Below are 13,039 nucleotides of genomic sequence, written 5' to 3' on the forward strand. Positions count from 1 at the left end.
AAATCGGGCGGCAAAGCTAAAGAATACTTCAGGTTGTAGCAGGCGGTTGTTGAAAACAAAACCCCCAAAGCTCTCCTGAACCTTGAGGGTTAAATTTCAATTATGTGTTGAGTTTTATGAATTCATAAAATCCTCAATCTCTTCAATTTCAATTGGAATTTCTTTAGTCAAATTGATCAAACCGTTTTCGGTTACTACCAAATCATCTTCCAGGCGGATACCTAATTTTTCTTCAGGAATATAGATTCCAGGTTCACAAGTGAAAACCATATTTGGCTCCATGTCCGCAGTCCACAGTCCGGCATCGTGGGTATCAAGGCCTATGTAATGGCTAGTGCCGTGCATAAAATACTTTTTGTAAGCTGGCCAGCTAGGGTCGGCATTTTTCACTTCCTCCATGCTGATCAACTTTAAGTCTACCAGCTCCTTGGTCATTATTTCACCAACTTCCTTGTGGTAATCATTCAGATTATTGCCGGGTACCAATAGTTTTTCAGATGCCTTTTTTACGCGAAGTACAGCGCTGTACACTTCTTTTTGGCGATCAGTATATCTTCCGTTTACGGGATAGCAACGCGTAACATCCGAAGAGTAGTTGGCATATTCAGCACCTACATCAAAAAGTACCAATTCGCCATCTCTTAGTTGGTCGTTATTTTCAATATAATGCAGCACGCAGGCATTGTAACCACCACCAATAATTGGGGTGTAAGCAAATCCACGGCTGCGGTTGCGTAAAAATTCGTGCATGAACTCAGCTTCCAATTCATACTCCCACTTGCCGTGAGCCATGAATTTCATTACACGTTTGTATCCTTTCACAGAAATATCGGCTGCTGTTTGCATAGCGGCAATTTCGCCAGGAGTTTTTATAGCACGTACCTGGTGCATAATTGGCGCACACCTGGAATATTCGTGAGCAGGATATTTATTCTGACACCATTTTACAAAGCGGGCTTCGCGAGTTTCTGTATCCAAATTTGCACGTAAGTGCTCGTTTGAGTTTAGGTATACATTTTCCGCATGGCTCATTACTTCATTAAAGATGCGTTCAAAATCCTGAAGCCAAAACACATTCTTAATTCCACTCAGCTCAAATGCTTGCTTTTTGTCAAGTTTTGCACCTTCCCATACAGCAATGTGGTCATTGGTTTCTTTTAGAAATAACATTTCACGATGCTCTTCTTTATAAGCATCCGGGAAAATCACTAAAATACTTTCTTCCTGATCCACACCGCTTAGCGCTAAAATATCGCCATGCTGACGAAATGGTAAAGAGCTGTCAGATCCGGTAGGATAAATGTCGTTGCTATTAAACACCGCCAGTGATTTTGGCTTCAGATGTTTGGTGAATTTTGCACGATTTTCAATGTATACTTCTTTGGGGAGTTGCTTGTATCGCATATCTATATATTATGAAGTGTTGTAGAAATTAAGGCCACAAAAGAACTCAGATTTTTTTGGGCAACCAAAGATAGTGAGCGGAGTTTGTGAATGGTGAACTTGCTCTCTAAAAAGATAAATGATTGTATAATCAGTCTAAATAGCAAATTGTGTTGAAGTGTTTCAGTCTGAATCTTACTTTTGCGACTCTAGAAAACTATTAGTTTACCCAATGAGTACAAATTCAGGGCTTCTGTCATCGTCAATTGCACGAAAGTTTGCAATGGCTTTATCCGCACTTTTCTTAATAGTGTTTTTGCTACAGCACTTCATTATCAACTTCACCTCTGTGATTAGTGAAGATGCTTTCAATTCTTCCTCTCACTTTATGGGAACCAATCCATTGATCCAATTTGTGATGCAGCCAATACTTATGTTTGGTGTGGCATTTCACTTTATTATGGGTTTTATTTTGGAAGCAAGAAATAGAGGTGCTCGTCCGCAGAAATACGCTATGTATAAAGGTTCGGCTAACTCAAGCTGGATGTCTCGCAACATGATCTGGAGCGGACTTTTCATTCTTGGTTTCTTAGCATTCCACCTTTGGGATTTCTGGTTACCTGAAATGAATTACAAGTATATTCAAGGAAACCCTGAAGATCCTACACGTTACTTTGGAGAGGTGCAGCACATGTTTGCAAACCCTATTCGCGTAATTGTATACTGTCTATCATTTGTGTTTTTGGCTTTGCACTTGTTGCACGGTTTTCAGTCGGCTTTTCAGTCTATTGGAGCACGTCACCCAAAATACACTCCGGCAATCAAAGCATTTGGAAAATGGTATGCCATCCTTATTCCGGCTGGATTCATTTTCATCGCTGTTTTTCACTTCTTAAACGGCAACCACTAAGATCATTACTATGAGTTTAGACGCAAAAATTCCTGAAGGTCCAATTGACAAAAAATGGATCAATCATAAAAACAATATTAGACTTGTAAACCCAGCTAACAAGCGTAGCATTGACATTATCGTTGTGGGTACAGGTTTGGCAGGTGGCTCTGCTGCTGCTTCGCTTGCAGAAATGGGATATAATGTCAAAGCGTTTTGCTTTCAGGATAGCCCACGTAGAGCACACTCTATTGCTGCCCAAGGGGGTATCAATGCTGCAAAAAATTATCAAAATGATGGTGATTCTACTTACCGTCTATTTTATGACACTGTAAAAGGTGGTGACTACCGTTCGCGTGAAGCGAATGTGTACCGTCTTGCTGAGGTGTCTGCCAATATCATCGACCAATGTGTGGCTCAAGGTGTTCCTTTTGCCCGCGAGTATGGTGGTCTTTTGGACAACCGTTCTTTTGGGGGTGTACAGGTAAGCCGTACTTTTTATGCTAAAGGACAAACCGGTCAGCAGTTGCTTCTTGGTGCTTATAGCGCCATGAGCCGCCAGATTGGTAAGGGTAAAATTAAAATGTACAACCGTCACGAGATGTTAGATCTTGTAATGGTAGGAGGAAAGGCTCGCGGTATTATTGCCCGCAACCTTGAAACCGGAGAAATAGAAAGACATTCTGCACACGCAGTAGTGATAGCGTCTGGTGGTTATGGAAACGTATTTTTCCTTTCTACCAATGCAATGGGAAGTAACGTAACCGCTTCATGGAAAATCCACAAGAAAGGGGCCTACTTTGCAAACCCTTGCTACACGCAAATTCACCCAACTTGTATTCCCGTTTCAGGTGATCACCAATCTAAGCTTACGCTGATGAGTGAGTCACTTCGTAATGACGGACGTATTTGGGTACCAAAAAAGAAAGAAGACGCTGAAGCTATCAGAGCTGGAAAATTGAAACCAACTCAATTAGCGGAAGAGGATAGAGATTACTACCTGGAAAGAAGATACCCTGCATTTGGAAACTTGGTGCCTCGTGATGTAGCATCTCGTGCTGCCAAAGAAAGATGTGATGCGGGATTCGGAGTGAATGCTACTGGCGAAGCTGTATATCTTGATTTTGCTGCGGCAATTCAACGTTATGGTAAAGAGCAGGCCACGGTTCACGGACATGATGTGAATGATAAGGAGCTTGTAACTCGTTTGGGTAAAGAGGTTGTAAAAGCCAAGTATGGCAACCTTTTCCAGATGTATGAAAAGATTGTAGCTCAAAACCCATACGAAACCCCAATGATGATTTACCCAGCGGTACACTATACTATGGGTGGTATTTGGGTAGATTATAACCTAATGACTACTATTCCTGGTTGCTACGCAGCAGGAGAGGCTAACTTCTCTGATCACGGTGCAAACCGTCTTGGAGCTTCTGCTTTGATGCAGGGATTGGCTGATGGATACTTTGTATTGCCATACACCATTGGTGATTATTTGGCTGATGATATCCGCACGGGTGAAATATCAACAGATTTGCCGGAATTTGCAGAAGCAGAAAAAGAAGTGAAAGATCGTTTGAACTTCTTCATTAATAATAAAGGAACACATTCGGTTGACCATTTCCACAAACGTCTTGGAAAAGTAATGTGGGACAAAGTAGGTATGGCGCGTAATGCCAAAGGACTTACTGAAGCTATCGCTGAGATTCGTCAGATTAGAGATGAATTTTGGAAGGACGTTCGCGTTCCTGGTGAACTAAATGAGTTTAATCAGGAGCTGGAAAAAGCTGGCCGTGTTGCTGACTTTTTGGAGCTTGCTGAGCTTTTCGCAAAAGATGCATTGCAAAGAGAAGAAAGTTGTGGTGGTCACTTCCGTGAGGAAAGCCAAACCGAAGAGGGTGAGGCTAAGCGTGATGATGAGAACTTTACTTACGTAGCAGCGTGGGAATACACTGGTGACCCCGGTGAAGCTAAGTTGCACAAGGAAGAATTGAATTACGAGAATATAGAACTGAAGCAGCGTTCGTATAAATAGCCAATAGCCAGTAGAGAAAAGCCAATAGAATGAGTAACGTAAATAGTTATAAAGATTTGTTGGTTTGGCAGAAGGCAATGGTAATTGTAGACGAAGTCTATAGGCTAGCAAAGGATTTTCCTAGAGAGGAAATGTACGCTTTATCCGATCAGGTTAGAAGGTCATCGGTGTCAATACCTTCAAATATAGCCGAGGGCTGGGGAAGAGATTCTAGCCAAAGTTATAAGCACTTTTTGCGAATAGCTAGAGGCTCGTTGTTTGAGTTAGAAACACAAGTGGAGATTGCTTTTAGGCAAGGTTTCATTAAAGCGGAAACAGTCGAAAAAGTAAACGGATTAATAACGGAAGAAAGCAAAATGCTAACTGCCTTTATCAATTCGATAAATGATAGAAACAAAGATGGAAAGTAGCTGTTGGCTACTGGCTAGTTTACTAATAACTTAAAAGTTATGGACTTAACATTAAAAATTTGGCGTCAAAAAAACGCAAAGGCAAAAGGGACAATGGAAACTTATCCTGTAAAGGATATTTCTGAAGACATGTCCTTTTTGGAAATGCTTGACGTATTGAACGAACAGTTGATTAACGATGGCAAAGAGCCAGTAGCATTTGATCACGATTGCCGCGAAGGTATTTGTGGAATGTGCTCGCTTTACATCAATGGTCAGGCTCATGGTCCTGATCGTGAGATTACCACTTGCCAGCTTCACATGCGTTCATTTAAAGATGGGGATACCATTTTTATAGAGCCATGGAGAGCAGCAGCATTCCCTGTAGTAAAGGATTTGGTGGTAGACCGTTCTTCTTTCGATAGAATTATGAATGCCGGAGGTTTTGTTTCTGTAAATACTTCTGGTAACACGATTGATGCAAATGCTATCCCTGTGCCTAAGCCCGATGCTGATAAGGCATTTGACGCAGCAACTTGTATCGGTTGTGGTGCTTGTGTAGCGAGCTGTAAAAATGCTTCAGCGATGTTATTTACATCAGCTAAAGTATCTCAGTTGGCTCTTTTACCTCAAGGTAAAGTGGAAGCTCATGAACGCGTATTGAACATGGTAAGCCAAATGGATGAGGAAGGATTTGGTAACTGTACTAATACAGGAGCTTGTGAAGTAGAGTGTCCTAAAGGAATTTCTCTTGAAAATATAGCACGTATGAATCGTGAATATCTTTCAGCTTCTATGGTAAGCGAATAGTAGAACACAAGTTTTATAAAATAATAAAGCCGGGAGCATGTATATGTTTCCGGCTTTATCATTTGGTATAGGTACCAAAAAAGAAACGAGAGGCGGGTGCCTCTCGTTCTATTTCTTAACAAAGGTTTGTCTTTGTAGATTACTAACCCTATTTCCCTATAAATGAAGAACCCCGTTAAGTCCTTCTAAATTAGTTAAAAAAACTTAACTCGCAAGTATTGAGCATAAAAAAACCGCTCCGGGCCTCCGGAGCGGTTTCTACGAAAACTAAAACATAAAAATGAAAAAACTTTATAAGCTCTTCAATTCAAAAGTAAGATAAAATGTGGAGTTGTGAAATACCTTTTACCATAAGATGCCTGAAAAATGGGATATTAGGTTGTTTTGGTAAATATTTAACATAGGCTCGTCTTGCTTTCTCCTTCCCTAAAATGTATATTTGATTAATAATTAGGTGTTAGCGACATTTTCTAATTATTCCTAAATATAAACTCCGAAGTTTCTATTAGGTGTTATTTGGTTAGTAATCTTGAAAAGGCTCCATTGGGGCCTTTTCTGCGTTTAGTCATTTTGTAATGAATCAATTATCCATTAGCCTTGTTCAGGCAGATTTGGTGTGGGAAAATAAAGAGGCCAATCTTGAAAAGCTGCAAGGCCTTATTGATGACACTTCCAACACAGACCTTATTATTCTACCTGAAATGTTTCCTACAGGTTTTAGTATGAAACCAGAGGCACTTTATGAAGAAACTGGTGGTGAAGTATTGCAATGGATGCAGCAAGTGGCTAAGGAAAAAGATGCGGCCATTTGCGGAAGTGTGATAGTGCGTGAGAATGCAAATTACTTCAATCGACTGTATTTTGTAGAGCCTTCTGGCAACGTGCACAAATATGATAAGCGCCACCTGTTTACCCTTGCCGGTGAGGAGAAAGTCTATTCGGCAGGAAATGAGCACTTACTGGTGAATTTTAGAGGTTGGAAGATAATGCCACTTGTGTGCTATGATTTACGTTTTCCTATTTGGTGCAGAAATACCGAGGAAGCCGACTTACAGATATTTGTAGCAAACTGGCCAGAGCGTAGAAGTGAGGCCTGGAAAGCTTTACTCAAAGCACGAGCCATTGAAAACATGTGCTATCTAGCGGGGCTCAATCGAGTGGGTGCTGACGGTAATGACGTGATGCATAGCGGTGACTCTGCAGTGTATGACGAGCTCGGTGAGAAAATCGGGGCACCAGCACCATTTAAAGAAGAAGTGGTGAAAATTACACTAGATAGAAATAAAATGCTTGAATCCAGAAAGCGTTTTAACTTTTTAAATGACCGCGATAGTTTTACGATTTCAAAATAGCTTTTTATCGATTCGCCACTCTAATTCCAAATCCCAGTTGGCGCGTATTTCGATATCCTCGCTATAGTAAAGAACCTTTTCAGGTTGTTTCCCTTCCAGGTAATTTCCAGTAGACCATTTTCCGTTTCCATCTTTATCCAAAATCAACTCGGCTTTGTAGAGCCCCGGTTTTTGGTTTCTGAATTTTACTGTGGTCCCTGCATTAAAACTAGACTCATGAATTACCTTTTTATCTTTTTCAGTAAATATGCGCAAGATGAGGGGGTAAGGAGTGCTGTCGGTTTTTACCACAAAGTCAAGATTTCCCAAATCATCTCGGCCTAGTGTTTTTAGCCTGGCCTCAGTGGTATCATTTACTTTTTCAAAGTAGTTGGTAATTGCACCCTGGGGTATTTTTATCGTAAAATCTTTAAAGCGTTTTTGCGGTATCAACTTTATCTGCTTTAGCATATAAATAGAATCCTCAATGCTTACGCCCGCTGTATCAGTTTCATTGTAAATAAAAATTAGCGAGGTGTCTACCTTGGTCACAGGAACCTCAGTTAATACAACTACTGGGTCTATATTTCTAATTTCATTCGAAGTTAACTTAGGCGTGAAATTTTCGGCTTTAAATTCTTTAAATAATAATGTGGCCGTGTCGGTAATAGTGCCTGCCTGGAAAATTTGCAACGTAATAGAATCAGTATAATTGACTGGATTAAACCAATAGGTAGCTGAGTCCTTGGTTTTGTTTTGAACAAGCAGTCCACTAAGAGAGTCATTATTTGGTAAAGCTTTCACCGTAAGTTCTGGAATGGGATAGCTGTAGGCAAACTGTATTTTGCCATACCCAGTGTGTTTGGCTCCATAAAAACGTTTCACAGGCTCAGGTAAGAAAAGGTTGAGTTTTATGGATTCATTAGAAAGGGAAGTGGTAATTGTATCAGACAAAAAGCCCATAAGCTCTGCACCTGAGTTTAGCTTAAAATTTTGACGTACATCCTGAAATGCGACTACCACAAACTTTGAATATTTGAGGTTACTTAGTTCAAATTTTCCATTCTCGTCCGTATAATCATAGTATGTGGGTAAATTCAGAAATGGAATGGAGTCTGCTTTCTCCAAGGTTTTTAAGTCATAAAGTCCCACCATAATATCTGGGGTTGGCTTTCCTTCCTTATCGTAAACATAACCATCTATTTCCAGGCTATCTATAAAGTTGCCAGTAGAAAAAACATACTTAATCTTTTCATTGGCATTACCTTCGGTAAAATCAGTGATGGCGTTTCCAAATGAAATAATATAAGTGGTGCTATCAAGTAGAGTATCTTTCCATGAAATATTTACCTCACGGGACATGCTGGTAATCTTAAGCTTTTCTGAGAGGGGCGGAGATATAGAAATTTGCTGTGAGGCGCTTTTCAAGGTAATGTATTCATCAAATACCAGAATGACTTCCGAAGCTTTGAAGTTGGTGCTAAAGTTGGGTGGGAAGGATGTATCCAACTGTGGGGCCAAGGTATCTCTAGGGCCACCTGTAGGCGAAGAAATACTTGCACATGATGTGCTGGAAAAATACACAAATGCTGAGGCCAGAATAAAAACTGGTAAAAAACGAAGAAGCTTATTCAAAGGAATAATACTGTTGGTTATTAGCTGCTGCAAAAATGCAATTAATAGGCCGAAAAATGACAGCCTCTTTTATTGGGCTATAGCCAAAGTAAATAGTGAAATTTTTACTCCGGGGATGTGCTCCAGTTTTGTTACACATGCTTCTACCGTAGAGCCGGTGGTTACTACGTCATCAACCAGTAAAATGTGTTTCCCTTCTAATCTTTTGGGGTGGTCAACTGCAAAAACAGTTTTTACATTGAGCCACCTGGCAAAGCGCGATTTCTTAGTCTGCGTTTGGTTGTAATACTTCCTTAGTAGAATATCGGTTTTATAATCTATATGAGTATGGTCAGCAATCGTTTGTGCTATCACTTCACTTTGGTTGTAGCCTCTTGTTCGCAGTTTTGCTGGATGCAAAGGAACAGGCAGAATAATGTCAATATCACTAAAAAAGGAAGTTTGACGCAAGTCAGAAATGGCAAGGTGTGTCATTCTTTCGCCAACTTCGGTTCTTCCTTTGTATTTAAAATGATGCATTAGAGATTGTACCATTCCATCTTTTACAAAACGTAGGTAAGAAGTGGCTTTTTCTAAAAAGCAACGACCACTAAAGATTCGAAGCACAGGATTATCAAGGTCTGCCGCGAAATCTGTTTTGGGAAGTTCGTGCAGGCACTTTATGCAAACGATGTCTTCATTGCTCACCAAAGGCTCATCACAACCCAAGCAAGCGTTTGGATAAATGATATCAATAAAATCATGGAGCCAGGTATATTTTAGCATGAAGGTTTATTTTTGAACTTCAATAAAGATACTAAATGACTGACAAGGCGAAACAAGCAAACAAAGGTTTGTTGTATGTAATTGTGTTATGCATGATTGGATTACTCATGACTGCCTATTTTTTGGTAGTTAGTCTCAATGAGGTAAAAGAATTAACTACACATAAGGATGTGCTTATTCGTAGGTTGGCCGAAGAAGTGATGGCTAAAAAGGAGCTTCAAAAGGAAGTGGACAGTTTGAAGAAAATATTGGAGGTGGATAAGATTCAGCCTATTTCCAGCGATGTGCAGACGATTGTGAAGCCTTAGAAAAAAGCCTTAATCTCTACATTTCCTGTATGAATTGGGTTGGTACCTTCACTTACACGTCCGCTGTAGTTAAGGCTTATCAGAATGTTTTTCTTTAACGTACGCTGAAGAGTGACTGTCCAGGTTCCGTTTCTTCCCGGGCGAAGGCTTTGGAGCATTTCATATCCGGCAGGTCCATTGGCATTCCCTTCAAAATCATTGATAATATAATTAAGGCTTAGAAGACCGGTAAATTTTTCCGCAGAATTGAAAGAGAGGTCTGCTCCGATGGTTTGCTCAAAAAGATTGTTTTCATCATCCCCGCTACTTTGCTGATTATCCCATTCATAACGGCCGGTGAGTACAAAGTAGCTGCCCGGTTGGTAAGAGAGCGCATATTTATTGAGTACCTGATTGATTCCAAAATTTCGGGTTGCAAAGTTGGCTGATATGTTTTGCTTGTCAATTACGGAGCCTTGTATCTTAAAAAGCAAAACTTCAATTGGCTGATAGCGAAGATTTGCGGTGTTCTCATTTATCGCACGTTGCTCCACACCATAGCTTAATAAGTTTCTATTGTCTGTTTTTCGATAGGTATAATCCATTCCAAACTTGGTGGCCGTGCGATTAAAAAATACGGTTGACCTGAAGTTGTTGTTCATGGCCACAATCAAGCTGTCATCGGCTACTTCTTTAAATGGATTTAGTCGATTTGTATTTCCTGTGAGCAAAGTTTTTCTATCCAGTTGATAGTTGAACAAAAGTGAAAAACGTGATATAGTTTTTCTAATATCCTCGGCATTTTTCCAGGCCCCAGGAGTATTTATGTTTAAGTTTTCACCAAGTTTCAAAATATTGGTGCGGATGTAGGTGTTGGTGACCGAATACACACGAACATATTTCGCCAAATCGGGTGATGGTGCTATTTCAAATTCATCAAGCTCTTTTATGCCATTGTCGTTATAATCCGTCCAGGTATAAATTCCTGTTCCTGCAGGCACTTCTATGTAACTATAATTTCTGCGGGGCTCCGTACCTGAGCCTGTTTCGTAAAAAGTAGAACTTACGATTGAGTTTTTCCAAAGACGTTGAACATAATTCAGCCTACTAGTAATGGTACGCTCCAGGTCTATCGGAGTGGGCTCATATATTTCAAGGTTTCTAATGTTGATGTTGGCGCCAATGGTGCTATTAAAATTGGTTTGGTATTGTGAATGAAGTCCATAAGTGATGGCCCGGGAAAAGTTTTCGAAGCGTCCCATTAAAGCGGTGTCATCAAACCTTTCAAGAAAACTGATTTCGGTAAAGTTGGCGGTGCTGTCACCAAAACCAGTGTAAAGCTCATATTCCAAAAAATTGTAGCTACTAGGCGAAAGCGTGTCCATTCCAAGAGCTTGTTTCTTGTTCCATTCACCTACAGATCGGATCCCTGCCCAAAACTTGGGCGTGATGAAATGTGTGAAAAAACCGTTTTCACGCAGAAATAAGGTAGTGCTTACCGAGTCTTTGGTGTTTAGCAAACTTGTACTTATAGCGCCAATGTTTTCAGAGTTTCTCAATCGAAGGGTTAAAGTGTTTCGCAAACCATTGTAGCCATCAGCACTTAGTAGATCAGCTCGATATTCGGCCAAACTGCTATCGTTGGTGATTCCTAAACTTATTCCTCCAAGCTGCACACCTCCATCAAAGTTATTATCCAAGTTCCAATCCCGTGCAAACTCTACATTGCGAATGCGTTCTATAGTTCGGAAGTTATCCTGATTGAATTCATAATTGATACCTGTGTAGATGTCAAAGTTTTCTTTTTCCTTCAGCCACTTGTACTGAAAACCCCCAGCCGAGCCGTTGTCATTGTTTTTATCTACATCTGAAAATAGGTTAACGTCATTTTTGCTTGTCGCAAGGTTTACACTCAGCCAATGATTTTTGCCAATTTTCCCTTCGCTTTTCAAAGTAATAATCTGAAGGCGGTTTGGCGCAACCAATTGTTTTACCGGCTCGTAGCTTCCTTGCGGTTGCCCGTTTACAGGCGGTACCCACTGAAATACCCGTCCATTAGCATTACTTTGTACTTGCTCATAATTTCCCCGAAAAGGGCCGATGTAAGCAAAGGAAGCACTATACAATTGCTGCGTGCTGTCCACAGAATACACGAGGACAGAATCGGTTCCCAATGAATCAACCAGTTTATAAAGTACTAGCTCATCGCTAAAGGCCTCTGGGTTTACCGTGCTCACTACGGCATTGTTTAAATTGTCACCCGCTTGCGCTAAAATTTCTTTTTCCTCATTGCTATTTTCCTGAAGTAGAGGTTGATTTTTGCTATCCTGCTCATTATAATATTGAACTGTGGTTTTGAAGTTTTGCGTTTCGTAACCCGTTTCGCCAAAAACTACCGTGCGCAAATAGTTTTGCTCTGTGTATTGAAATTCCACAACTATCCTTCTTTCTTTGGTGATGGGACGAAGGGCCGTGAACGAAATTTCACCTGCATTGTAATCAATAACATAATCATACTGCTCACCACGTTTCATTAATACTCCATCAATGTACACCCGCTCCGAACCTGAAATAATAATAATGTACGGTTCACCAGAGTTTCCGGTAAGTTTATAAGGTCCTTGGTTACCTTCACTCCCTTGAATACGATTTCGAGCAAACTTACCACGGGCCACCCCGCCCTGGAGCTGAATTGGGACATTACCTTTTTTTCCTGCTTTTACGTCAGTAAAAATTCCTGCTCCGCTTATCTTTTTATCAAAACGTAGGAATTGGTTACTCTGAGAAGTTACATTATAATCACCCGCTCTTAGGAGTCCAAAGTCTAGGTTTTCCAGTTCGATATACACTTTGTCAAATTCTTGCAGTTGCTGGGTATAGCCATCCGCTTGCACGGGAATACTATTGTCGGTAATACTTGCACGTATTTGGGTGCCCTGTCCCAAATCTCCGCTGAGCTGTAAGTTTAGGCTGCTGTTTAGCACGGCATCCTGATTGTTTCCTACCGTAATGCCGCGACTTATACTTCCGTTTGACGTAAGTCCTGCAAAAGGTGTAAAAGTGCTATTGGTGCTTTCGGGCCTATAGAGAGGGTCTTTTTCTCCCGCGAAAGCGGGCAAAATAAGACTGGTATCCTTATGCTGAAAACGCTGATTTAGCGGAAGCGGCAATACCTGAAAATTTAAAATTAGCGTGTCGCGAAGTGGTGTGTTGAACTTGATATAAGAAACCGGCTGCTGGTAAAGTGTATAATGGGGCTTGGCCGGAAAACCACTTTGGGTAGTGAAATCGATATGTTCTTGCAAAACGGGAAGCGAATCCAAAAAGAGTGAATCTTTAGCGGGAGCCACAGTTTTCGTTCGTTTAGAAGTCCAGCCCATAGGGTTTGTCTGCCCAAAAATGCTGGGCGCAACAAACAAGAAAAGGAAGCTTATCCGTAGGGCTAAATTCAAACTCAAATTAATTTTTCAATATTACCCACTTATTTCCATTTTTGCGGGCAATAGGTAAACGGTAAT

General features: G+C 40.7%; 10 protein-coding genes. 6 read left to right on the forward strand and 4 right to left on the reverse strand.

The features are described 5' to 3' along the window. Positions 1-114 precede the first annotated feature (114 nt). Positions 115-1,404 carry an aminopeptidase P family protein gene (locus OWEHO_RS13125; RefSeq protein WP_014202973.1) on the reverse strand — a complete coding sequence of 430 codons (1,290 nt, stop codon included), beginning with the start codon at positions 1,402-1,404 and terminating at the stop codon, positions 115-117. A gap of 211 nt (positions 1,405-1,615) precedes the next feature. On the opposite strand from OWEHO_RS13125, the gene OWEHO_RS13130 reads away from it, so the two are divergent. From OWEHO_RS13130 to OWEHO_RS13150, 5 genes are all read left to right on the forward strand, one after another. Next, positions 1,616-2,293 (forward strand): succinate dehydrogenase cytochrome b subunit, encoded by a 678-nt coding sequence (locus tag OWEHO_RS13130; protein WP_014202974.1) that lies wholly within the window; start codon positions 1,616-1,618, stop codon positions 2,291-2,293. A 10-nt stretch (positions 2,294-2,303) separates the two neighbouring features. Continuing rightward, on the forward strand, positions 2,304-4,304 hold the full coding sequence (locus OWEHO_RS13135) for a fumarate reductase/succinate dehydrogenase flavoprotein subunit (protein WP_014202975.1): 2,001 nt from the start codon (positions 2,304-2,306) through the stop codon (positions 4,302-4,304). A gap of 29 nt (positions 4,305-4,333) precedes the next feature. Beyond that, positions 4,334-4,714, forward strand: coding sequence for a four helix bundle protein (locus OWEHO_RS13140; RefSeq protein WP_014202976.1), 381 nt, complete (start codon positions 4,334-4,336; stop codon positions 4,712-4,714). A gap of 39 nt (positions 4,715-4,753) precedes the next feature. Continuing rightward, positions 4,754-5,503 carry a succinate dehydrogenase/fumarate reductase iron-sulfur subunit gene (locus OWEHO_RS13145; protein ID WP_014202977.1) on the forward strand — a complete coding sequence of 250 codons (750 nt, stop codon included), beginning with the start codon at positions 4,754-4,756 and terminating at the stop codon, positions 5,501-5,503. Between the two features lie 575 nt (positions 5,504-6,078). Further along, entirely contained in the window at positions 6,079-6,855 is a 777-nt protein-coding gene (locus tag OWEHO_RS13150) for an amidohydrolase (RefSeq protein WP_014202978.1), read from the forward strand. On the opposite strand, the gene OWEHO_RS13155 is transcribed toward OWEHO_RS13150, so the two are convergent. Then, the gene (locus OWEHO_RS13155) at positions 6,847-8,502 is read right to left on the reverse strand and encodes an Ig-like domain-containing protein (protein WP_014202979.1); all 1,656 of its coding nucleotides are present in this window, start codon (positions 8,500-8,502) and stop codon (positions 6,847-6,849) included. The genes OWEHO_RS13150 and OWEHO_RS13155 overlap by 9 nt on opposite strands. 36 nt (positions 8,503-8,538) lie before the next feature. After that, complete coding sequence (locus OWEHO_RS13160; protein WP_014202980.1) at positions 8,539-9,234, reverse strand: ComF family protein; 696 nt, start codon at positions 9,232-9,234, stop codon at positions 8,539-8,541. A gap of 92 nt (positions 9,235-9,326) precedes the next feature. Here OWEHO_RS13160 and OWEHO_RS13165 point away from each other — a divergent pair, with 92 nt between their 5' ends. Then, positions 9,327-9,542: a hypothetical protein gene (locus OWEHO_RS13165; protein ID WP_143764603.1), complete on the forward strand. Its 216-nt coding sequence runs from the start codon at positions 9,327-9,329 to the stop codon at positions 9,540-9,542. Here OWEHO_RS13165 and OWEHO_RS13170 read toward each other — a convergent pair. Continuing rightward, the gene (locus OWEHO_RS13170) at positions 9,539-12,973 is read right to left on the reverse strand and encodes a hypothetical protein (RefSeq protein WP_014202982.1); all 3,435 of its coding nucleotides are present in this window, start codon (positions 12,971-12,973) and stop codon (positions 9,539-9,541) included. The two genes, OWEHO_RS13165 and OWEHO_RS13170, sit on opposite strands and share 4 nt — an antisense overlap. Positions 12,974-13,039 lie beyond the last annotated feature (66 nt).

The organism is Owenweeksia hongkongensis DSM 17368 (genome assembly GCF_000236705.1).
GTDB lineage: Bacteria > Bacteroidota > Bacteroidia > Flavobacteriales > Schleiferiaceae > Owenweeksia > Owenweeksia hongkongensis.

Coding starts and splice junctions, on each gene's coding strand:
- OWEHO_RS13125 (WP_014202973.1), bottom strand. CDS start 1,404: ATGCGATACAAGCAACTCCCCAAAGAAGTATACATTGAAAATCGTGCA.
- OWEHO_RS13130 (WP_014202974.1), top strand. CDS start 1,616: ATGAGTACAAATTCAGGGCTTCTGTCATCGTCAATTGCACGAAAGTTT.
- OWEHO_RS13135 (WP_014202975.1), top strand. CDS start 2,304: ATGAGTTTAGACGCAAAAATTCCTGAAGGTCCAATTGACAAAAAATGG.
- OWEHO_RS13140 (WP_014202976.1), top strand. CDS start 4,334: ATGAGTAACGTAAATAGTTATAAAGATTTGTTGGTTTGGCAGAAGGCA.
- OWEHO_RS13145 (WP_014202977.1), top strand. CDS start 4,754: ATGGACTTAACATTAAAAATTTGGCGTCAAAAAAACGCAAAGGCAAAA.
- OWEHO_RS13150 (WP_014202978.1), top strand. CDS start 6,079: ATGAATCAATTATCCATTAGCCTTGTTCAGGCAGATTTGGTGTGGGAA.
- OWEHO_RS13160 (WP_014202980.1), bottom strand. CDS start 9,234: ATGCTAAAATATACCTGGCTCCATGATTTTATTGATATCATTTATCCA.
- OWEHO_RS13165 (WP_143764603.1), top strand. CDS start 9,327: ATGATTGGATTACTCATGACTGCCTATTTTTTGGTAGTTAGTCTCAAT.